Below are 20,766 nucleotides of genomic sequence, written 5' to 3'. Positions count from 1 at the left end.
GGGCCACGTGCGGGTACGCTGCCTGCTGCCCGCAGCCGCACGAAGAGAGGCACCCGACCGTGACCGCCTACCCCTCCGCCGCACGGCTGCGCCGGGCGGCCTTCATCGGCGCCCTGTGCACGGGCCTCGCCGTCACCGGTACGGGCTGCGGCGAGAAGAAGGACCCCGACAAGGGGACGAACGGGATCGGCAAGCTCACCGCCGAGAAGATCGAGGCGCAGGCGAAGGCGGCCGCCACCGCGGCCGAATCGGTCCACCTGTCCGGGACCCTGGTCACCGGCGGCAAGACGTACGCCCTCGACATGCGGCTGAAGTCCGACGGCGGAACCGGCGAGGTCAAGTCGCAGGAGGACACCTTCCAGCTGCTGCGGGTCGGCGAGCAGCTCTACCTGAAGGCGAGCGCCGCCTTCTGGGGGAAGTCGGACTCGGCCGGCAAGCTCGGCGACAAGTACGTGAAGGTGCCCGAGAACGACCCCTCCTACAAGCAGTTCCGCGGGTTCACCGACATGGACGTCCTGCTCGACGGACTGCTCGGCCTCGACGGCAAGCTCACCAAGGGCCCCTACGGCACCGTCGGCCAGACCCGCGCGGTCCCGGTCCTGGCGGAGGGCGGCAAGGGCGGCCGGCTCTCGGTGTCCCTGACGGGAACCCCGTACCCGCTGCTGATGGAGCGCGCGGGCGGCGCGGGCCGGGTGGAGCTCGCCGAGTGGGGCCAGGCCTTCCCGCTGGACCCGCCCCAGGAGGACCAGACCGTGGAACTCCCCACGGCCAAGGACGGCCAGGGCACCGGCGGCCAGGACACCGGCACCTCCCCGGCCCCGTCCAAGAGCCAGGGCTCCGGCCAGGGCTCCGGCACCACGGGCTGACGGGCGCGCCGAAGAAACGGCCTAGCGCCCGCTCTTCTTCTTCCGCTTCAGCAGCAGCTTCGGCAGCCCCGCGGGAATCGCCCGGCGGGTCGTCGCCGGGGACTGGAGCGGAACCGCGGCCAGCGACCCCTCCGGCAGCCGCGCCGACACCGCGACCGGCTCCAGACGCAGCAGCCGGCACTCCCGCGCCCAGCGCTCCGTCATGTGCTCCGAGTCGGGCGCGTTCAGCCGTTTGCCCTTGAGCTCGGCCACCGCCGCCTCCCACGCCTCACCGTGCGGCTCCAGCTCCCGCACGGCCGCCGTCCAGGCGACGAGACGGCCGCCCTTGTCCTTGCTGCGCACGGTCACCTCGGCGGAGGAACCGTCGGCGAGCCCCGGGAACGGCTGCTCGCCGGGCCCGTCCCCGAGGACGTGCGCGGCGCCGTCCACCCAGGCGTGCCACAGGGCCCGGTCGGCGCCGGCGCCACGGACCCAGATCAGGCCGGACTTCTTGGAGGCCTCCTCGACGAGGGCGAGGTCGAGCGCGCTGAGAGTCATGCGCACAGGGTAGGCCGTCGGCTCCGCCCGGCTACAGCCAGCCGTGGCGCCGCAGCGCGCGGTGGATGGTGAAGCAGATTCCGACGATCGAGGCCATCACCATCGGGTAGCCGTACTTCCACTGGAGCTCGGGCATGTGCTCGAAGTTCATCCCGTACACCCCGCAGATCATCGTCGGCACCGCGATGATCGCCGCCCATGAGGTGATCTTGCGCATGTCCTCGTTCTGGGCGACGGTCGCCTGCGCGAGGTTGGCCTGGAGGATCGAGTTCAGCAGCTCGTCGAAGCCCACGACCTGCTCGTGCACCCGCGCCAGGTGGTCGGCGACGTCACGGAAGTACTTCTGGACGGCCGGGTCCACCAGCCGCATCGGGCGCTCGCTCAGCAGTTCCATCGGCCGCAGCAGCGGCGCCACCGCCCGCTTGAACTCCAGCACCTCGCGCTTGAGCTGGTAGATCCGGCCCGCGTCACCGCCCCGGCTCACACCCTTGGCGGGCGCGGCGAACACCTCGCTCTCCACCTCGTCGATGTCGTCCTGCACGGCCGCGGCGACCGCGATGTACCCGTCGACCACGTGGTCGGCGATCGAGTGCAGCACCGCCGAGGGGCCGCGCGAGAGCAGGTCCGGGTCGTCCTGGAGGCGGTGGCGCAGGCCCTTCAGGGAGCCCTGGCCGCCGTGCCGGACGGTGATGACGAAGTCCGGGCCGGTGAAGCACATCACCTCGCCGGTCTCCACCACCTCGCTGGTCGCGGTGAGTTCGGCGTGGTCGACGTAGTGGATGGTCTTGAAGACGGTGAAGAGGGTGTCGTCGTAGCGCTCCAGCTTCGGCCGCTGGTGCGCGTGCACCGCGTCCTCCACGGCGAGCGGGTGCAGACCGAAGGTGGCGGCGATCCCCGCGAACTCGGCCTCGGTCGGCTCGTGGAGGCCGATCCAGGCGAAACCGCCGTCCTCACGGACCCGGCGGATCGCCTCGCGCGGCGTCAGACACGCCGCCCCGGGCCCGCGCAGGTCGCGCCGGCCGTCGCGGTACACGGCGCAGTCGACCACCGCACTGCTGGCGGAGGGGTCGCGGGTGGCGTCGTAGCCGGGCTGTACGGGGGTGGACTTGCGCAGTGCCGGACGGACGGCGGCACGGAGGTAGGGCAGCATCGACATGGCAGGCTCCTTCGCGCGCACGGCTGCGGACCGTACGGGTGGGAGGCCTTCCGCGGCCACGGGCGGGCAGACCCGGGCGGTTCGGAAGGAAGCAGGACGGGAGGACAAAGTTCTGCCGTCGCTCTTCTACTGATCAGAAGATCACAGCGGGCGGGAAGCGTCCGCCGGACAAGTGGAAGAGCGATTGGTACTGCACGATCGACTTCGATCCACCGCAGCCCCACCTCCTCCGGCCGGTCCCCCGTAGGGGACGTCCTCTCACCGCTGGGAGGGGCCCTGCTGCGCGCGGCCCCGACCAGCTGTCCACACTAACAGCCGACGGATGGTCAGGACCCGCCCTTTACCCGCGCGATACGAGTTCTATGCTCGCTCCATGGCAGAAATTCTGGCCCTCGTGGAAGCCCGGCTCCGCAGCACGTTCGGCGAACCCGACGCCCGCGCCGCCGTCACCTTCCTGGGCACCGACCGCATCGAGGTCCTCCGCTTCGCCGAGGGAGACCTCCTGCGGTACGCGACCCTCGGCATGTCCGCGCACCCCATGGCCGATCCGACCGACGTCGTCGCCGACCCGGTCCGCGGCCCGCGCGCCGAGCTGGTCCTGACCGTACGGGCCGGGCTCGCCCCGACCGACAAACTGCTGCGCCCGCTCGCGGTGCTGGCCGCCTCCCCGATGGTCGAGGGGCTGATCGTGGCCCCCGGCGCCTCCCTCGACGTCGGCGAACCGCTCTGGGACGGGGCCCCGTTCACCTCCGTGCTCGTCGCCGAGCCGGGCGGCCTCGTCGGGGACCTCGACCTGGACGACCCCATGGACCCGGTCCGCTTCCTCCCCCTCCTGCCGATGACGGCGAACGAGGCCGCCTGGAAGCGCGTCCACGGCGCCGCCGCCCTCCAGGAACGCTGGCTCGCGCGCGGCACCGATCTGCGGGACCCTCTGCGTACGGCCGTCGCACTGGACTGAGCGCCCGCGCCCGCGGGTACGGATGACATCCGGACGGGTGATCGTGCCTTGACGGGGCGCCGGGCGGGGAGGAGCGTGCTTCCTATGAGGGGCGAACCGAGTTGCCCGAAGTGCGGTGGCCGGGTGCGCGCGCCCGGTCTTTTCGCCGATTCCTGGCAGTGCGCCGACCACGGCGCCGTCCACCCGCTGCAACCGGTCATCCCGCCCAGTGTCGAAGGGCTGAGCGTGGTCGTCCACCGGGCGCAGGTGCCGGTGTGGATGCCGTGGCCCCTGCCGGTGGGGTGGCTGTTCACCGGGGTCGCCTCCGCCGGGGACGACCGCAGCGGCGGCCGCGCCACCGCCGTCGCCTGCTCGGGGCCGGGGCCGCTGGGGGGCATCGGCGAGCTGCTGCTGGTCGCGGAGGAACTCGGCGTCGGCCTCGGCGCGCGGTTCGCCGGCATCGACGACCCCGACCCCGGTTCGCGCATCGACGTCTCGGCGCCGCCCCACGCCAAGGTCGTCGCGGCGGGCCGGCCGACGCCGCTGTGGCACGTCTCCGGGGTCCCGGACGACCGGGCCGTCTTCGCGGGCGAGGCGCGGGGGCTGTGGCTGTGGGCCGTGGTCTGGCCGGAGCAGTCCGGCCTCCTGATGTACGACGAACTGGTCCTCACCGACCTGCGCGACGCGGGCTCCGAGGTGGAACTGCTCCCCTGCGGAGCCCTGAGCCCCCGCATCCTGACTCCCTGAGCCGGCCCCGGCCCGCCCGTAGCCCCCGCACGACCCCGGCACGGGCGGAGCCGAACCCGCCCCCGTCCCCGCCCGGCCGGGGCAGGGGCAAGGGGGAAGCGCGGTTATCCTGGAGTGTCCCCCCGCCCCCGTGAGCCCTGGAGTTCGGCTGTGCGCATCGACCTGCACGCCCACTCCACCGCCTCCGACGGTACGGACACCCCCGCCGAGCTGGTGCGCAACGCCGCCGCGGCCGGGCTGGACGTGGTCGCGCTGACCGACCACGACACCGTCGGCGGATACGCGGAGGCGCTCGCCGCCCTCCCCGCCGGGCTGACCCTGGTCACGGGCGCCGAGCTGTCGTGCCGCCTCGACGGAGTCGGCCTGCACATGCTCGCGTACCTCTTCGACCCGCTGGAGCCCGAGCTCTCCCGCGAGCGGGAGCTCGTCCGAGACGACCGCACCCCCCGCGCCCAGGCGATGGTCGGCAAGCTGCGCGCGCTCGGCGTGGACATCACCTGGGAGCAGGTGGCCCGCATCGCGGGCGACGGCTCCGTCGGCCGCCCGCACATCGCCACCGCCCTCGTCGAGCTCGGCGTCGTCCCCACCGTCTCCGACGCGTTCACCGCGGACTGGCTCGCCAACGGCGGCCGCGCGTACGCGGAGAAGCACGAGCTGGACCCCTTCGACGCCGTCCGCCTGGTCAAGGCGGCCGGCGGGGTCACCGTCTTCGCGCACCCCGCCGCCGTCAAGCGCGGCACCTGCGTGCCCGAGTCCGCGATAGCCGCCCTGGCGGCCGCCGGCCTGGACGGCATCGAGGTGGACCACATGGACCACGACCCGGACACCCGTGCCCGGCTGCGCGGTCTGGCCGCGGACCTCGGCCTGCTGACGACCGGGTCCAGCGACTACCACGGCAGCCGCAAGACCTGCCGCCTCGGGGAGTACACGACCGACCCCGAGATCTACGGCGAGATCACGCGCCGTGCGACCGGCGCCTTCCCCGTGCCCGGCGCCGGCGGAGACGCCCGCGCGTAAGCGCCGCCCCCCCCCCCCCCGCGCTCCGCCCGCCCCCCTTTCGCGTCACACCCCTCACCTGCAAGGCATCACTGTGTTCGACTTCGCCGTCTTCGGATCCCTTTTTCTCACGCTTTTTGTGATTATGGACCCCCCGGGGATCACGCCGATCTTCCTCGCCCTGACCTCCGGACGCCCCGCCAAGGTGCAGCGCCGCATGGCCTGGCAGGCGGTCTGCGTGGCCTTCGGCGTCATCGCCGTCTTCGGGATCTGCGGTCAGCAGATCCTGGACTACCTGCACGTCTCCGTCCCCGCGCTGATGATCGCGGGCGGTCTGCTGCTCCTGCTGATCGCGCTCGACCTGCTCACGGGCAAGACGGACGAGCCCAAGCAGACCAAGGACGTGAACGTCGCCCTCGTCCCGCTGGGCATGCCGCTGCTGGCCGGCCCCGGTGCGATCGTGTCCGTCATCCTCGCCGTGCAGAAGGCCGACGGCGTGACCGGGCAGGTCTCGGTCTGGTGCGCGATCGTCGCGATGCACGTGGTGCTGTGGCTGACCATGCGCTACTCGCTCGTGATCATCCGGATCATCAAGGACGGCGGCGTGGTCCTCGTCACGCGGCTCGCCGGCATGATGCTGTCCGCCATCGCCGTCCAGCAGATCATCAACGGCGTGCTCCAGGTCGTCCGCGGAAGCTGACGTCCCGCGCCGGACGCGCGAACGCCCCCGCACCGTGATCGGTGCGGGGGCGTTCGTCGAAGATCAGGAGGACGCCGTCTCGGCCGGTCGGATCAGAATGCGCTGGCCCACAGAGGCGGCCTGCTGCACGATCCGGTTGACGGAGGCCGCGTCCACGACGGTGCTGTCCACGGCGGTTCCGTCGACGTCGTCCAGGCGCAGAATCTCGAAGCGCATCGGCTTCTCCCTTCGTCGGTGTTTCTCCTTGCACAGGGTTAACGAAGTGTAAGCGGCAAACATTCCCTACGCTAAGGAAATTTTTTCACTGGCTAACTACCTCTGGAGGGCGCTCTCCCAGAAGGAAGCCAGCGCACCGGCCGTGACCTGTGGGTTCTCGGCATTGGGGGAGTGTTCGGCGCCCTCGACCACGACTCGCGCCGCGCTCAAGCGGACGGCCATGTCGTCCATCAGCGGCACCGGCCAGGCGTAGTCGACGGTTCCGGACAGCACCAGCTTGGGCAGCGGGACGGCCGCGAGCTCCTCCACCCGGTCCGGCTCGGCGATCAGCACCCGGCCGGTCGTGATCAACTGCTCCGGGACGGTCGCCAGCCAGCGCTCCCGCAGGAACTCCGCCATCTCGGGGGAGTCCGGGACGGCGTCCTGCGGATCCTGGGAGCGCATCGCCGCCCAGAGGGCCGGCATGTCGTCCCGCAGCGCTTCCAGCCCGGCGACCAGCAGCTTCGTCCGGGCCTGCTGGACCTCCGTGATCGCGGCGGGCCCGCTGCTCAGCAGGGTGAGCGAGGCGAAGGGCGCGGCGTCGCGCAACACGGCCGCGCGGGCGATCAGGCCGCCGAGGGAGTGCCCGACCAGGTGCAGCGGGCCCCCGCCGAGCGCGGCGGCCTGGGCCAGGACGTCGCGGGCCAGCTCCGGCAGCTCGTACGCGGCCTCGTCGCGCGGGCCGGGGCTCTCGTACTGTCCGCGCCCGTCGACGGCGACCACCCGGTACCCGGCGGTGGCCAGGGGTTCCAGCAGGCCGACGAAGTCCTCCTTGCTGCCCGTGAACCCCGGGACCAGCAGGGCGGTGCCGCGCACGGCCTCCCCGGCCTCGTGCACGGCGAAGACGCCGCGGGCGGTGGACAGGCGGTACGCGCGGGCGACGGAGGGCAGCGTGAGGCGCGGCGGCTTGCTCATGGCCCGAGGCTACCGGCCCGTAGGGGAGTCCTCATCCCGGGTACGCGGACGGCCCCGGCCCCCCTCGAAAGGGGACCGGGGCCGTTCACGGGGTGTGAGCCCTACGCCTCCGGGGCGGTCTCCGCGACCTTGCGGGCGCGGGTACGGCGCGGCTTGGCCGGGGCCTCCTCGGCCACCGCAGCGGCGGCCTCGGCGGCCGGAGCGGCCTTACGGGTCCGGGTGCGCTTCGGCTTCGCCGGAGCCTCCTCGGCCGGCGCGGCGGCCTCGGCGACCGGAGCCGCCTCCACCACCTTGCGCGGCCGGGTGCGGCGGGCCTTGACCGGCTCCACCAGCGGGGCCATCTGGAAGTCCGGCTCGTCGGCGGCGGGCGCCACGACCTTGCGGACGCGGGGACGGCGCGGCGCGACCGGAGCCTCCTCGGCCACGGCAGGAGCCGGGACGACGACGGCCTCGGCGGCCGGCGCCACGGCCTTGCGGGCCCGGCTGCGACGCGGCGCGGCCGGGGCCTCCTCGGCCGGGGCCGGGATGACGGCCGCTTCGGCGACCACCTCGGCGACCGGCGCGGCGGCCTTGCGGGTCCGGGTGCGGCGCGCCTTGACCGGGGCCTCCTCGGCCACGACCGCAGCCTCGGCCGGGGCCGGGGCGACGACCGGAGCCGCGGCGGGGGCGACCACCGGGGCCTCGGCGACCGGCGCCTCGACGACGGCGGCCTCGGCCACCGCGGCGGCGGCGGCCGTGGCGGACACGCGGGTCCGGCGGCGGCGCGGCCTGCGCGGCTCGTCGCCCGCCGGAGCGGCCTCGGAGACGGCCGGGGCCGCCGGGGCGTCCACGGTCTCGGAGCCCAGGTCCGCACCACCACGGGTGCGGCGGCGCTGACGCGGCGTACGGGTGCGCGCGGGGCGCTCCTCGGTCACCACGGCGGCGGCAGCGGGGCCGCGGCCGCCACGGGCACCGCGCCCGCCGGTCTCGCCCAGGTCTTCCAGGTCCTCGGCCTTCAGGCCGGCCCGGGTGCGCTCGGCGCGGGGCAGGACGCCCTTGGTGCCGGCCGGGATGTTCATTTCCTCGAACAGGTGCGGGGACGTGGAGTACGTCTCGACCGGGTCGTGGAAGTCCAGCTCCAGCGCCTTGTTGATCAGCTGCCAGCGCGGGATGTCGTCCCAGTCGACCAGGGTGACGGCGATGCCCTTGTTGCCCGCGCGGCCGGTGCGGCCCACGCGGTGCAGGAAGGTCTTCTCGTCCTCCGGCGTCTGGTAGTTGATGACGTGGGTCACACCCTCGACGTCGATGCCGCGCGCGGCGACGTCGGTGCACACCAGCACGTCGACCTTGCCGTTGCGGAACGCGCGCAGCGCCTGCTCGCGGGCGCCCTGGCCCAGGTCGCCGTGGACGGCGCCGGAGGCGAAGCCGCGCTTCTCCAGCTGCTCGGCGATGTCGGCCGCGGTGCGCTTGGTGCGGCAGAAGATCATGGCGAGGCCACGGCCCTCGGCCTGGAGGATGCGGGAGACGAGCTCCGGCTTGTCCATGTTGTGCGCGCGGAAGACGTGCTGCTTGATGTTGGCGACGGTCGCGCCCTCGCCGTCCTCGGAGACGGCGCGGATGTGCGTGGGCTGCGTCATGTACCGGCGGGCCAGCCCGATGACGGCGCCCGGCATGGTCGCCGAGAACAGCATCGTCTGACGCTTGACGGGCAGGTAGCCCATGATCTTCTCGACGTCGGGCAGGAAGCCCAGGTCGAGCATTTCGTCGGCCTCGTCGAGGACGAGGGCCTTGACCTTGGACAGGTCGAGCTTCTTCTGGCCGGCGAGGTCGAGCAGGCGGCCCGGGGTGCCGACGATCACGTCGACGCCCTTCTTGAGCGCCTCGACCTGCGGCTCGTACGCGCGGCCGCCGTATATGGCGAGGACGCGGACGTTGCGGACCTTGCCCGCGGTCAGGAGGTCGTTGGTGACCTGGGTGCACAGCTCGCGGGTCGGAACCACCACGAGGGCCTGCGGGGCGTCGGTCAGCTGCTCGGGCGTCGCCCGGCCCGCCTCGACGTCCGCGGGGACGACGACCCGCTCCAGCAGGGGGAGACCGAAGCCCAGCGTCTTGCCGGTACCGGTCTTGGCCTGGCCGATGACGTCCGTGCCGGAAAGGGCGACGGGGAGGGTCATCTCCTGGATCGGGAAGGGGGACACGATGCCGACGGCCTCAAGGGCCTCGGCCGTCTCGGGAAAGATCCCGAGGTCTCGGAACGTAGTCAGGGTGCTGCCTCTTCTGTGAGACGCGGCGCGAGGCGGCGAGGGGGGTCGTACCGTGCCGTGCTTGCAGTACTGCTACGTACGAAGCTGCGCGGGACCACTAGCCTTCGCTCAAGCGCTTCTGCCGCTGAGGGGGCCCCTCGTGCGGAGGCGGTACGCATGGACGTACGCACCACACCGAGGGCGGTCGGGTTGGAGCCGATCGGGCCACCGACCGGGCATCCTCATTCGGATGGCCCGCCGAGTATTCGGCAGGCGCATTACCACTGTACCCCGGAATCGCGCAGCTGTGTCGGGTGAATTCACCGGGTAGGCGCGTTTACGTGGACTGACAGTGTGCGGGAGTGGTGCCTTGTGCGGCCTTTCGGGCGGCTATTGTGCGGAGCATGTCGACCGTAGAAAACGCATCTCCCGCCGACGACGGCACCCCCGCCGAGGCGCACGGTATCGCCGCCCAGGACTGGGCGACCGCCTCGGCGTCGCCGCAGTACCGGGCCGCCGTCGTGGACCTCCTCGGCGCGCTGGCGTACGGAGAGCTCGCGGCCTTCGAGCGGCTCGCGGAGGACGCGAAGCTCGCACCCACCCTCGGTGACAAGGCCGAACTCGCGAAGATGGCCTCCGCCGAGTTCCACCACTTCGAGCGGCTGCGCGACCGGCTCGCCGCGATCGACACCGAGCCGACGGCCGCAATGGAGCCCTTCGCCAAGGGCGTCGACGACTTCCACCGCCAGACGGCCCCGTCGGACTGGCTGGAGGGCCTGGTCAAGGCGTACGTCGGCGACTCGATCGCCAGCGACTTCTACCGCGAGGTCGCCACCCACCTCGACACCGACACCCGCGCCCTGGTCGTCGGCGTGCTCGACGACACCGGCCACGGCGGCTTCGCCGTCGAGAAGGTCCGCGCCGCGATCGAGGCCGACCCGCGCTGCGGCGGCCGCCTCGCGCTGTGGGCGCGCCGGCTGATGGGCGAGGCCCTCTCGCAGGCGCAGCGGGTCGTCGCGGAACGCGACGCGCTGTCGACGATGCTGGTCGGCGGCGTCGACGGAATGGCGGCGGGCTTCGACCTGGCGGCCGTCGGCGAGATGTTCACCCGGATCACGAAGGCGCACACCAAGCGGATGGCCGCGCTGGGCCTGGCGGCCTGACCCCGGTCACGCACCGGATCACAGGTCACGCACCGGATCACGACTCAGGGGCCCTGTCCGTCAGGGCCCCTGCTCTCGTCCGGGGGTCGGCTCTCGTCCGGGGGTCTCAGCCCCGCGACGGGAGCGAAAACGGAGCCCGGCGGGGCGGCCTCCCGGAGTGCTGGGCCGGACGCAGGAGCAGCGAGAGCACGACGGCCGACACCAGGCCGGCGCCGACGAACGTGGCGGCCAGGGTGTTGTGCCCCGGACCCAGCGCCGTGTGCGTGAGGTAGGCCCCGAAGAGCGCCCCCGCCACACCGCTGACCAGGACCGTTCTGGGAGACGGCAGCCGCCTGGCGAGTCCGCGCACGGCCGCGCCGGACAGGGCGAGGCCCAGCAGGCCGGAGCCGAGCGCCTCCATCAGCAGCATCTGGTCACTCCCATACGTCAGGGCAAACCGGGTCACTGCGGTCCTACCCGAAGGGGACGAAAGGGAAACGGCCCGGCGGGGTCAACCGCCGGGCCGTTCCTCTCAGTTCCCGGTGCTTCAGAGCGCTCCGAAACCGACCTTGCGCGCGCTCGGCTCACCCAGGTCGACGTACGACAGGCGGTCCGACGGCACCAGGACCTTGCGGCCCTTGATGTCGGTGAGGCTGAGCAGCGGCGCCGTGCCCGACAGAGCGGCCGAGACGATGCTCTCCAGCTCCTCGGCGCTCAGGTCGCTCTCCAGCACGATCTCCCGGGGTGCGTGCTGCACGCCGATCTTGACCTCCACGGCTTTGTCCCTCCGACGGTCCGGTTCGCGCGATCAGCCGCGCCGTACCCGGTCCACATTAGCCCGGAGAGGGGACACGATCGGCTCGCGGCGGACACGCTCGCAGCGAACAGCCGCCGGTCAGGCGTCGGTGCCGTGCAGCGGGAAACCGGCGATGCCCCGCCAGGCCAGCGAGGTCAGCAGGCCGACCGCGGTGTCCCGGGCGACCGGGCTCTCGCTGGACAGCCAGTACCGGGCCACGACCTGCGAGACCCCGCCCAGGCCCACGGCCAGCAGCATCGACTCGTCCTTCGACAGGCCCGTGTCCTCGGCGATGACGTCGGAGATGGCCTCGGCGCACTGGAGCGAGACGCGGTCGACGCGCTCGCGCACCGCGGGCTCGTTCGTCAGGTCCGACTCGAAGACGAGCCGGAAGGCGCCGCCCTCGTCCTCGACGTACGCGAAGTAGGCGTCCATCGTCGCCGCCACGCGCAGCTTGTTGTCGCTGGTCGACTCCAGCGCCGTGCGCACCGCCAGCAGCAGTGCCTCGCAGTGCTGGTCCAGCAGCGCCAGGTAGAGGTCGAGCTTGCCGGGGAAGTGCTGGTAGAGCACCGGCTTGCTGACTCCGGCGCGTTCCGCGATGTCGTCCATCGCGGCGGCGTGGTAGCCCTGCGCGACGAACACCTCCTGGGCCGCGCCCAGGAGCTGGTTGCGCCGGGCGCGGCGCGGCAGTCGCGTGCCCCGCGGACGCGCTGCCTCGGTCTGCTCGATGGCTGTCACGCCGCCTCCCACTTTCTTTCAGTACACAGTGCGCTCTGCGCCGCGCCGCCATCGTACTTTTCGGTAACCCGATCTGGTGGGTTCAAGCCGAGTTTTCTCGCGGTACGGACCAGCCGGACACGCTGGTCAGCGGCGGGCGGGCGGTGCGTGCGGGCCGTCAGCGGTAGTCCTCCTCGTCGAGCGGGACCACCCGGGCCTGTTCGGCGGCGTCCGCCTCGGGTGCCTCTCCCGGCTCCAGACCGGACAGCGGGTCGTCCTCCTGCGGCTGGAGTTCGGCCAGTTGTTCCGCGGCGTCCGCTTCGGGCGCCTCGGGGTCGGTGATCTCCGGAATCCTCCCCCGGAAGGTGTCCGGTTCCGCAGGGTCGACAGTCATCGCGCTCCCCTCGCCTTCGCTCGTACCTCACTACGAGCCTAGGAGGATCGGGGATGCGCCGCCAGGCGGTCCTGTGACCGCCAACACAAGGGAAGACAGGGGGGTGAGCGTGATCCTCTCGTAACATTGCCCCATGTCTTCGACCGAGCTGCCGGGTGTGCGGTCCACCCCCGAGCCGAACTCCCAGGTGGGAGCGGTGCGGGTGGCCGAAGGAGAGCAGCTGCGCACCGTCGCGCTGCCGGGCCTGGAGCTGAACGTACGTTTCCGGCCACCCGTACGGGACGACCTGCCGCCCGCGCTCTTCGTGCACGGACTCGGCGGCTCCTCCCAGAACTGGTCCGTGCTCATGGAGCAGCTCGCCGGCACCGTCGACGGCGAGGCGGTCGACCTCCCCGGCTTCGGCTGGTCCCCGCCGCCCGCCGACCGCGACTACTCGGTGACCGCGCTCGCCCGGGCCGTCATCCGTCACCTCGACGCCGCCGGGCGCGGGCCGGTCCACCTGTTCGGGAACTCCCTCGGCGGGGCCGTCTCCACCCGGGTCGCGGCGGTCCGGCCCGACCTGGTGCGGACCCTGACGCTGGTCTCCCCGGCGCTGCCGGAGCTGCGCGTGCAGAGATCGGCCGTCCCCACCGCCCTGCTGGCGGTGCCCGGCATGGCCCCCCTGCTCGTGCGGCTCACCCGCGGGCTGACCGCCGAGCAGCGCACCCGGGGGGTGACGGGCCTCTGTTACGGAGACCCCTCCCGGGTGACACCGGAGGGGTTCGCGCACGCCGTCGAGGAGATGGAACGGCGGATGGCCCTGCCGTACTTCTGGGAGGCGATGACCCGCTCGTCACGGGGGATCGTCGACGCCTACACCCTCGGCGGGCAGCACGGGCTGTGGCGGCAGGCGCAGCGCGTGCTCGCCCCGACCCTGCTGGTCTACGGTGGCCGCGACCAACTGGTCTCGTACCGTATGGCGCGCAAGGCCGCCGCGGCCTTCCGGGGTTCGCGGCTGCTGTGCCTGCCCGAGGCCGGGCACGTGGCGATGATGGAGTACCCCGAGGTGGTGGCCGCCGCCTTCCGGGAGCTGCTGCACGACACCGACCGAGACGCCGAAGACGGCAAGGGCTGAGGACCGTGGGACGACATAGTCGCAAGGCCCCTTCCCCCGCCCCTGCCGCCGCCCGGCCGGAGCCCGCGCCGTACGAGGACCCGTACGAGGATCCGTACGGACCTCCCCCCGGCGCCCTCTACGAACCGCCGCCCTACGAACCGCCGCCCTACGAACCGCCGCCCTACGAACCGGCGCCGTACGATCCGCCGCCCTACGGGGCGCCCGCCCCCCACGACCGGGCCCAGGACCGCTACGCGCCGCCCCCCGCGTCCTACGAGGATCCGCCCGCCCCGCGCCGGGCGCCCGAACCCACCGTCATCCACCGGGGATACGCCCCCGCGGCCCGGCCCGGAGCGCGGCCCGGCGGGCGGCCCGAGCAGCGCGAACCGGGCGGGGCCTGGGGCGCGAACCCCTCGCCGGAGCCGGTGCGGGGCGCCGTGTACGGGGACTGGCGGGGGGTCCCGCGGACCACCGCGTACGCCCCGCCGCCGGTCCGGGACACCGACACCCCGCCCTTCGGTACGCCCGCCGCCGGCTTCCCCCGGGTCACGGCCCCGCCGCCGCGTGCGGCCGGGGCGCCGCTCGTGCCCGGGCCGAGGGAGCCCGGGCCGACCGAGTCCGAGGCGGCGCCGGAGCCCGGGGCGACCGCCGGGGACCGCCCCGGACCCGGGCGCGGCGCGAAGATCCGTACGTACACGGGGATGGCCGCCGCGGCCGTCACCACCGTCCTGGCCGTCGTCGTCGCGGGGCAGGTGGCCCTCGACGGCGAGTCCGCGGGCGGGGCGGCCGCGGCCGGCGACGACACTCCCGACCGCGTGAGCGAGTCGGCGGCCTCCCGCTCCGACGGCCGCCCGACGCCTGCCTCCCCGCCGCCGGTCGTGGCCGCGCCCGCGCCGCAGCTGACGTTCGAGCAGCAGATGGCGCTGCAACTGCCCATCGACGCCCAGCTGAAGGGCCCGGGCGCCTTCGACACCGTGCCCGGCGTGGTCAAGGCGCCCGGCAAGGGCAAGGTGGTGCGCTACCGGGTCGACGTCGAGCAGGGGCTGGGCCTGGACCACCAGCTCTTCGCGGAGGCCGTGCAGCGCACCCTCAACGACCCGCGCAGCTGGGCCCACAACGGCGCGATGACCTTCGAGCGGGTGCCGGGCGGCGAGGCCGAGTTCGTGATCACCCTGGCGAGCCCGGGGACCACCGGCGTCTGGTGCGCCAAGTCCGGTCTGGACACCACCGTCGACAACGTCTCCTGCGACTCCGCCTCCACCGAACGCGTGATGATCAACGCGTTCCGCTGGGCGCAGGGCTCGCCGACCTACGGCGCGGACCAGATGCTCGCGTACCGGCAGATGCTCATCAACCACGAGGTCGGGCACCGCCTCGGGCACGGGCACGTGAGCTGCCAGACGCCGGGCGCGCTCGCGCCGATCATGCAGCAGCAGACGAAATCCCTCGACATCAACAACATTCAGTGCAAGGCCAATCCCTGGGTTTTCCCCGGGGGTTGACGGGAACCGGCGGATCGGCGGCCGGTTCTTTCGTTGACAAGGTGTCCGCTGATCGGTAATTGTTCTCCGCATGTCGCACCACCACACCGTCTCCGCGAGCGCCGCCATCGAGCTGGCGCTCCTCGGTGTGGCCGCGCACAGCGTGGCCGACATCTTCTGTCGCTGACGCCTGCCTGAGCGCGCGACCCCGTCTCTGACCGTCCCGTCATCGACCGTCTCGCCGCGCCCGGGCCTTCCGCCCGCGGGCGCGGCCGCCTCGTTCCCTCCGGTTCCCGAACCTTTCGCCGACCGGTGACAGCTGCCCTCGCGTGGCCCTTTCCGCATTCCACTCCACGCCGAGAGGTACCCCTTTCCCATGCTTTCCGTCGGTCCAGCCCGTCAGTCCCAGATATCGCGCCGTGTGGCCGCGGTCGCCGTCAGCCTCGTACTGGCCGGGGGCGCCGCGGCGTGCGGGCCCAAGGACGCCGCGGAGAAGACCGGCGCCGGTGACAAGCCGGGCGCCACCGGGGGCGCCCCGCAGAAGGGCGGCACCCTGAGCGTCCTCAACAACGAGCCGCAGAGCGACTTCGACCCGGCCCGCCTCTACACCTCGGGCGGCGGAAACGTTCCCTCGCTGGTGTTCCGCACGCTGACCACCCGCAACCGCGAGGACGGACCGGCCGGCGCCAAGGTCGTCCCCGACCTCGCCACCGACCTCGGCAAGCCCAACGCCGACGCCACCGAGTGGACGTACACGCTCAAGGACGGACTCAAGTACGAGGACGGCTCCCCGATCACCACCGCCGACATCAAGTACGGCATCGAGCGCTCCTTCGCCGCCGAACTCTCCGGCGGCGCCCCCTACCTGCGGGACTGGCTTGTGGGCGGCGAGAGCTACGAGGGCCCCTACAAGGACGGCGGAAAGGGACTCGACTCCATCGTGGTGCCGGACGCGAAGACGATCGTCTTCAAACTCCGCAAGCCCGAAGGCGAGTTCCCCTTCCTCGCCACCCAGACGCAGTTCGCCCCCGTACCCAAGGGCAAGGACACCGGAGTCAAGTACGAGGAGCACCCGGTCTCTTCCGGCCCGTACAAGGTCGTCAAGAACGAGGGCGACGGCGAGCACCTCACCCTGGAGCGCAACGAACACTGGGACGAGAAGACCGACGAGGAGCGCAAGGCCTACCCGGACAAGATCGACGTCCGCTCCGGCCTCGACGCGGCGGTCATCAACCAGCGGCTGTCCACCAGCTCCGGCCCGGACGCGGCCGCCGTCACCACCGACACCAACCTCGGACCCGCCGAACTCGCACAGATCGGCGACAACAAGGAGCTGGCCGCCCGCGTCGGCACCGGCCACTTCGGCTACGTCAACTACCTGGCCTTCAACCCGAAGGTCGCCCCCTTCGACAACCCGAAGGTCCGCCAGGCGATCTCGTACGCCGTCAACCGCACCAGCGTCATCAACGCGGCCGGCGGCTCCGCCCTCGCCGAGCCCGCCACCACCTTCCTCCCCGAGCGGGAGGCCTTCGGGTACGCGCCCTACGACCACTTCCCGGCGGGCAAGACCGGCGACCCGGCCAAGGCCAAGGAGCTCCTCAAGGAAGCCGGCTTCCCCGACGGCCTCACCATCACCCTGACCCACTCCACCGCCCAGAACCGGCAGACCAGCCCCGAGGTCGCCACCGCCGTCCAGCAGGCCCTCGCCGCCGCCGGGATCACCGTCAAGCTGGAGGGCCTGGAGAACAACGCCTTCAACGAGAAGCGCTGGGACGTCAAGAACACCCCCGGCTTCTTCCTCTCCCGTTGGGGCGCCGACTGGCCCTCCGGCGCCCCCTTCCTGGCCCCGATCTTCGACGGCCGGCAGATCGTCACCAACGGCTCGAACTACAACCACGCCCAGCTCGACGACCCGGCCGTGAACACCGAGATCGACGAGATCGCCAAGCTGACCGACCTCGCGGCCGCCGGGAAGCGCTGGGGCGCCCTCGACAAGAAGATCGGCGAGCAGGCCCTCGACGTGCCCCTGTTCCACCCGGTCTACAAGCGCCTCGTCGGCAAGGACGTCAAGAACGTCGTCATCAGCGACTGGACCGGCGTCCTCGACATCTCGCAGGTCTCCGTCAAGTGAGCGTCCTGATCGAAAAGCCGGTGTCCGCCGCCGGGGTCGTCACCCCGGCGGCGGGCGCCGCGCGCCAGGTCGTACGGCGCCTGCTGCGCCGCCCCGCGGCCCTCGCGGCCGCCGCCGTCCTGGCCCTGCTCGTCCTGCTCGCCCTCACCGCACCCCTGTTCGCCCAGCTCACCGGCCAGGATCCGAACGCCTACCACGACGAACTCGTCGACTCCGCACGCGGCGGTGTCCCCCTCGGCTCCTTCGGCGGCGTCTCCGCCGATCACTGGCTCGGAGTCGAACCGGGAACCGGCCGCGACCTGTTCACCCGCCTCCTCTACGGAGCGCGGGTCTCGCTGCTCGTGGCCCTCGGCGCCACCGCCGTGCAGATCGCCGTCGGGGTGGGCGTCGGCCTCGCCGCCGCCCTCGGCAACCGCTTCGTCAGCCAGCTCATCGGCCGCTTCACCGACGTGATGATCGCGCTGCCCATGCTGGTGATCGGCATCGCCCTCACCGCCGTCGTCCCGCCCGACTTCCCCCGCCCGCTGCTGCTCATCCTGATCATCGGGCTGCTCGACTGGGGCGGCACCGCCCGCATGGTGCGCGCCCAGACCCTCGCCCTGAACGGCCTCGACTTCGTCGAATCCGCCCGGCTCTCCGGCAACGGCACCCTGCGGATCGCCCGCCGCGAACTGCTGCCCTCACTGGCCGCGCCCGTCATCACCCTCGCGGCGATCAAGGTCCCCACCGCCATGGTGGCGGAGGCCTCGCTGTCCTTCCTCGGGGTCGGCGTCAAGCCCCCCACCCCCTCCTGGGGGCAGATGCTGTCCAGCGCGCAGACCTGGTTCCGCGCCGACCCCACCTACGTCCTGCTCCCCGCCGGGCTGCTCTTCGTCACCGTGCTGGCCTTCACCGTCCTCGGCGACGCCGTCCGCACGGCCCTCGACCCGCGCGAAGGCTCGCGCCTGCGGGTCGGCACCAGAAAGGAGCGCAGGGCGTGACCCGCTTCGTGCTCAAACGGACCGGCGGCGCCCTGCTCGTCCTGCTCGCCCTGTCCGTCCTCATCTACGCCCTCTTCTACGTCGCCCCCGGCGACCCCGCCCGCCTCGCCTGCGGCGAGCGCTGCAGCCCGCAGCAGATCGCCCAGGTCCGCGAACAGCTCGGGCTCAACGACTCCGTGATCGTGCAGTACCTGCACTTCCTCCAGGGACTGCTGGCGGGCCGTGACTACTCCGGCGGCGCCGGACTGCTGCTGCACTGCGACGCGCCCTGCCTCGGCTTCTCCTACCAGAACGACCGGCAGGTCACCGAGCTGCTCCTGGAGCGGCTCCCCGCGACCCTGTCCCTCGCGCTCGGTGCGCTGGTCATCTGGCTCGTCGTCGGCGTCGGCACCGGGCTGCTCTCCGCGCTCCGCCGCGGCGGCCTCACCGAACGCGCCCTGACCGTCCTCACCCTGGCCGGTACCGGGACCCCGGTGTTCATCCTGGGCCTGCTGCTGCTCATGACGGTGTGCGCCTACCTCCAGTGGCTGCCGTTCCCGACCTACGTGCCGCTGACCGAGGACCCCGAACAGTGGGCCTGGAACATGCTGCTGCCCTGGGTCACGCTCGGCTTCTTCGAAAGCGCCAAGTACGCCCGGCTGACCAGGAGCTCCACCCTGGAGACGCTCGCCGAGGACCACATCCGCACCTTCCGCGCCTACGGCGTGGGCGAGCGGGCGATCGTCACCCGGCACGCCGTGCGCGGGGCCGTGGCCCCCGTGATCGCCCTCAGCGCCGTCGACTTCGGCACGATGATCGGCGGCGCGGTGCTCACCGAGTCCCTCTTCGGCATCCCCGGCCTCGGCAAGACGCTGATCGACGGAGTGCGGGTCGTCGACCTGCCCGTGGTCGTGGGCGTCGTCCTCGCCATCGGAGCGGCGGTCGTCATCGCGGGCGCCGTCGCCGACCTGCTCTACGCCGTCGCGGACCGAAGGGTGGCCCTCGCATGACGGAACTCCTCGTCGAAGTGGACGACCTCGTCGTCGACTTCCCGGTCGGCGGACCCGGCGCACACGTACGGGCCGTCGACGGCGTCTCCTTCACCCTGGAGGCCGGCCGCGCCCTCGGCATCGTCGGCGAATCCGGCAGCGGCAAGTCCACCGTGGCCGCCGCCCTGCTCGGGCTGCACCACGGCACGGGCGCCCGCCTCTCCGGGACCGTCCGCGTCGACGGCACCGACGTGGCCACCGCCACCACCGCCGAACTGCGCCGGCTGCGCGGCGGCGCCGCCGCGATGGTCTTCCAGGACCCGCTGAGCGCCCTCGACCCGTACTACGCCATCGGCGACCAGATCGCCGAGGTCCACCGGATCCACGCCGGCGTCTCCCGGCGGGCCGCCCGGGCCCGGGCCGTCGAGGTCCTGGACCGGGTGGGCATCCCGGACGCCGTCCGGCGGGCCCGCGCCCGGCCCCACGAGTTCAGCGGCGGCATGCGCCAGCGCGCCCTCATCGCGATGGCCCTGGCCTGCGAGCCGAAGCTGCTCATCGCCGACGAGCCGACCACCGCCCTCGACGTCACCGTCCAGGCCCAGATCCTGGACCTGCTGCACGGGCTGCGCGAGGAACGCGGCCTCGGCCTGCTGCTCGTCACCCACGACGTGGGCGTCGCCGCGGAGAACGTGGACGACCTGCTCGTCATGCGCGACGGCGCCGCCGTCGAACGGGGCCCGGTCACCGAGGTCCTCTCGGCCCCCGAAGCCCCCTACACCCGGACCCTGCTGGCCGCCGTGCCCCGGCTGGACACCCCGCGCCCGACCCGGCTGCGGCCCGCCGACACCGAGGCCGCGCCCGTCGTCGAGGCCTTCGCGCTGAGCCGGGAGTTCGGCCGCGGCAAGCGCCGGATCGCCGCCGTCGGAGGCGTCTCGCTCGCCGTGCGCGCCGGGGAGACCCTCGGCATCGTCGGGGAGAGCGGCAGCGGCAAGAGCACCCTCGGACGGATGCTCGTCGGCCTGCTGCCGCCCAGCTCGGGCCAGGTCCGGCACGCGGGCACCGAGATCACCGGCATCGCCGCCGGCGCCCAGATGGTCTTCCAGGACCCGGTGTCCTCCCTCAACCCGCGCCGCTCCGTCGGCGAGTCCGTCGCCGACCCGCTGCGCGCCGCCGGGGAACGCGACGAGAAGGCCATCCGCTCCCGGGTCGGCGAACTCCTCGCCCGCGTCGGTCTGGAGGCCGGGCACTACGACCGCTACCCGCACGAGTTCAGCGGCGGCCAGCGCCAGCGCGTCGGCATCGCCCGCGCGCTCGCGCCCCGGCCCCGGCTGATCGTCTGCGACGAACCCGTCTCCGCCCTCGACGTCACCACCCAGGCGCAGGTCACGGCGCTGCTGGCCGAACTCCAGCGGGAGCTGGGCATCGCCCTCGTCTTCATCGCGCACGACCTCGCGGTGGTCCGGCAGGTCAGCGACCGGGTCGCCGTCATGCGCGGCGGCCTGATCGTCGAGGAGGGCCCCGTGGACCGCGTCTACGACCGGCCCGCCCACCCGTACACGCGCCGGCTGCTCGACGCCGTACCGGCCCTGGACCCCGCCCTGGCGGCCGGCAGGCGCTCCGCGCGGCAGGAGGCCTTCGCCTAGGGCGCCCGGGCCCGGCCGGGCGCCGGGAAGACACCCTTTCCTAGCGTGCTCGAACGCGAACCGTACGGGAAAGTTACGACTCTTCAC

The 20,766-nt window shown here is 72.9% G+C and carries 22 protein-coding genes; 13 read left to right on the top strand and 9 right to left on the bottom strand.

The genetic code is table 11. The annotated features are described in order from the left end of the window. The first annotated feature begins 59 nt into the window (after positions 1-59). Positions 60-866 carry a hypothetical protein gene (locus ABZZ17_RS11705; protein ID WP_356874617.1) on the top strand — a complete coding sequence of 269 codons (807 nt, stop codon included), beginning with the start codon at positions 60-62 and terminating at the stop codon, positions 864-866. Between the two features lie 21 nt (positions 867-887). Here ABZZ17_RS11705 and ABZZ17_RS11700 read toward each other — a convergent pair whose 3' ends face one another. Both ABZZ17_RS11700 and ABZZ17_RS11695 read right to left on the bottom strand, forming a co-directional pair. After that, positions 888-1,403, bottom strand: a complete 516-nt coding sequence (locus tag ABZZ17_RS11700) for a hypothetical protein (protein ID WP_356874615.1) — start codon at positions 1,401-1,403, stop codon at positions 888-890. Between the two features lie 31 nt (positions 1,404-1,434). Further along, positions 1,435-2,559 (bottom strand): magnesium and cobalt transport protein CorA, encoded by a 1,125-nt coding sequence (locus tag ABZZ17_RS11695; RefSeq protein WP_356874613.1) that lies wholly within the window; start codon positions 2,557-2,559, stop codon positions 1,435-1,437. 373 nt (positions 2,560-2,932) lie between these two features. Here ABZZ17_RS11695 and ABZZ17_RS11690 point away from each other — a divergent pair, with 373 nt between their 5' ends. The 4 genes from ABZZ17_RS11690 to ABZZ17_RS11675 all read left to right on the top strand — a co-directional run bounded on the left by ABZZ17_RS11690 (position 2,933) and on the right by ABZZ17_RS11675 (position 5,939). Then, a complete protein-coding gene (locus tag ABZZ17_RS11690) occupies positions 2,933-3,517 on the top strand; it encodes a suppressor of fused domain protein (protein ID WP_356874611.1) in 585 nt (194 codons plus the stop codon). 84 nt (positions 3,518-3,601) lie between these two features. Beyond that, positions 3,602-4,243: a DUF6758 family protein gene (locus ABZZ17_RS11685; RefSeq protein WP_356874609.1), complete on the top strand. Its 642-nt coding sequence runs from the start codon at positions 3,602-3,604 to the stop codon at positions 4,241-4,243. A 150-nt stretch (positions 4,244-4,393) separates the two neighbouring features. Beyond that, a complete protein-coding gene (locus ABZZ17_RS11680; RefSeq protein WP_356874607.1) occupies positions 4,394-5,260 on the top strand; it encodes a PHP domain-containing protein in 867 nt (288 codons plus the stop codon). A 73-nt stretch (positions 5,261-5,333) separates the two neighbouring features. Beyond that, complete coding sequence (locus ABZZ17_RS11675) at positions 5,334-5,939, top strand: MarC family protein (RefSeq protein ID WP_356874605.1); 606 nt, start codon at positions 5,334-5,336, stop codon at positions 5,937-5,939. Between the two features lie 63 nt (positions 5,940-6,002). On the opposite strand, the gene ABZZ17_RS11670 is transcribed toward ABZZ17_RS11675, so the two are convergent. The 3 genes from ABZZ17_RS11670 to ABZZ17_RS11660 all read right to left on the bottom strand — a co-directional run bounded on the left by ABZZ17_RS11670 (position 6,003) and on the right by ABZZ17_RS11660 (position 9,286). Further along, a complete protein-coding gene (locus ABZZ17_RS11670) occupies positions 6,003-6,155 on the bottom strand; it encodes a hypothetical protein (protein ID WP_356874603.1) in 153 nt (50 codons plus the stop codon). Positions 6,156-6,251: 96 nt separating this feature from the next. After that, positions 6,252-7,109 carry an alpha/beta hydrolase gene (locus tag ABZZ17_RS11665; RefSeq protein ID WP_356874601.1) on the bottom strand — a complete coding sequence of 286 codons (858 nt, stop codon included), beginning with the start codon at positions 7,107-7,109 and terminating at the stop codon, positions 6,252-6,254. Between the two features lie 101 nt (positions 7,110-7,210). Continuing rightward, positions 7,211-9,286 carry a DEAD/DEAH box helicase gene (locus tag ABZZ17_RS11660; RefSeq protein ID WP_356874599.1) on the bottom strand — a complete coding sequence of 692 codons (2,076 nt, stop codon included), beginning with the start codon at positions 9,284-9,286 and terminating at the stop codon, positions 7,211-7,213. Between the two features lie 449 nt (positions 9,287-9,735). Between ABZZ17_RS11660 and ABZZ17_RS11655 the strand changes: the two genes are divergently transcribed. After that, entirely contained in the window at positions 9,736-10,494 is a 759-nt protein-coding gene (locus tag ABZZ17_RS11655) for a ferritin-like fold-containing protein (RefSeq protein WP_356874597.1), read from the top strand. Between the two features lie 106 nt (positions 10,495-10,600). Here the strand turns inward: ABZZ17_RS11655 and ABZZ17_RS11650 are convergent, their stop codons facing one another. From ABZZ17_RS11650 to ABZZ17_RS11635, 4 genes are all read right to left on the bottom strand, one after another. Then, positions 10,601-10,903 (bottom strand): hypothetical protein, encoded by a 303-nt coding sequence (locus tag ABZZ17_RS11650; protein WP_356874595.1) that lies wholly within the window; start codon positions 10,901-10,903, stop codon positions 10,601-10,603. Positions 10,904-11,020: 117 nt separating this feature from the next. After that, positions 11,021-11,248: a DUF3107 domain-containing protein gene (locus ABZZ17_RS11645; RefSeq protein WP_356874593.1), complete on the bottom strand. Its 228-nt coding sequence runs from the start codon at positions 11,246-11,248 to the stop codon at positions 11,021-11,023. 120 nt (positions 11,249-11,368) lie between these two features. After that, entirely contained in the window at positions 11,369-12,007 is a 639-nt protein-coding gene (locus ABZZ17_RS11640) for a TetR/AcrR family transcriptional regulator (protein ID WP_356874591.1), read from the bottom strand. 157 nt (positions 12,008-12,164) lie between these two features. Next, positions 12,165-12,380 carry a hypothetical protein gene (locus ABZZ17_RS11635; protein WP_356874589.1) on the bottom strand — a complete coding sequence of 72 codons (216 nt, stop codon included), beginning with the start codon at positions 12,378-12,380 and terminating at the stop codon, positions 12,165-12,167. Between the two features lie 133 nt (positions 12,381-12,513). Here ABZZ17_RS11635 and ABZZ17_RS11630 point away from each other — a divergent pair, with 133 nt between their 5' ends. The 7 genes from ABZZ17_RS11630 to ABZZ17_RS11600 all read left to right on the top strand — a co-directional run bounded on the left by ABZZ17_RS11630 (position 12,514) and on the right by ABZZ17_RS11600 (position 20,679). Beyond that, on the top strand, positions 12,514-13,494 hold the full coding sequence (locus ABZZ17_RS11630; protein ID WP_356874587.1) for an alpha/beta hydrolase: 981 nt from the start codon (positions 12,514-12,516) through the stop codon (positions 13,492-13,494). A 5-nt stretch (positions 13,495-13,499) separates the two neighbouring features. Next, positions 13,500-14,978 (top strand): DUF3152 domain-containing protein, encoded by a 1,479-nt coding sequence (locus ABZZ17_RS11625; RefSeq protein WP_356874585.1) that lies wholly within the window; start codon positions 13,500-13,502, stop codon positions 14,976-14,978. A gap of 70 nt (positions 14,979-15,048) precedes the next feature. Then, complete coding sequence (locus ABZZ17_RS11620) at positions 15,049-15,144, top strand: Ms4533A family Cys-rich leader peptide (protein ID WP_356874583.1); 96 nt, start codon at positions 15,049-15,051, stop codon at positions 15,142-15,144. 189 nt (positions 15,145-15,333) lie between these two features. Beyond that, positions 15,334-17,088, top strand: coding sequence for an ABC transporter substrate-binding protein (locus ABZZ17_RS11615; RefSeq protein WP_356874581.1), 1,755 nt, complete (start codon positions 15,334-15,336; stop codon positions 17,086-17,088). Continuing rightward, a complete protein-coding gene (locus ABZZ17_RS11610; protein WP_356874579.1) occupies positions 17,085-18,068 on the top strand; it encodes an ABC transporter permease in 984 nt (327 codons plus the stop codon). Before ABZZ17_RS11615 ends, ABZZ17_RS11610 begins: the two co-directional genes overlap by 4 nt. After that, a complete protein-coding gene (locus ABZZ17_RS11605) occupies positions 18,065-19,057 on the top strand; it encodes an ABC transporter permease (protein WP_356874577.1) in 993 nt (330 codons plus the stop codon). Before ABZZ17_RS11610 ends, ABZZ17_RS11605 begins: the two co-directional genes overlap by 4 nt. Then, positions 19,054-20,679 carry an ABC transporter ATP-binding protein gene (locus ABZZ17_RS11600; RefSeq protein ID WP_356874575.1) on the top strand — a complete coding sequence of 542 codons (1,626 nt, stop codon included), beginning with the start codon at positions 19,054-19,056 and terminating at the stop codon, positions 20,677-20,679. The genes ABZZ17_RS11605 and ABZZ17_RS11600 overlap by 4 nt, the downstream gene beginning before the upstream one ends. Positions 20,680-20,766: the final 87 nt, after the last annotated feature.

Origin of the sequence: Streptomyces sp. NPDC006512 (assembly GCF_040611935.1) — a bacterium.
Taxonomy (GTDB): Bacteria; Actinomycetota; Actinomycetes; order Streptomycetales; family Streptomycetaceae; genus Streptomyces.
Note: the sequence above shows the minus strand (reverse complement) of the source record. Positions and strands in the feature narration are given on the sequence as shown.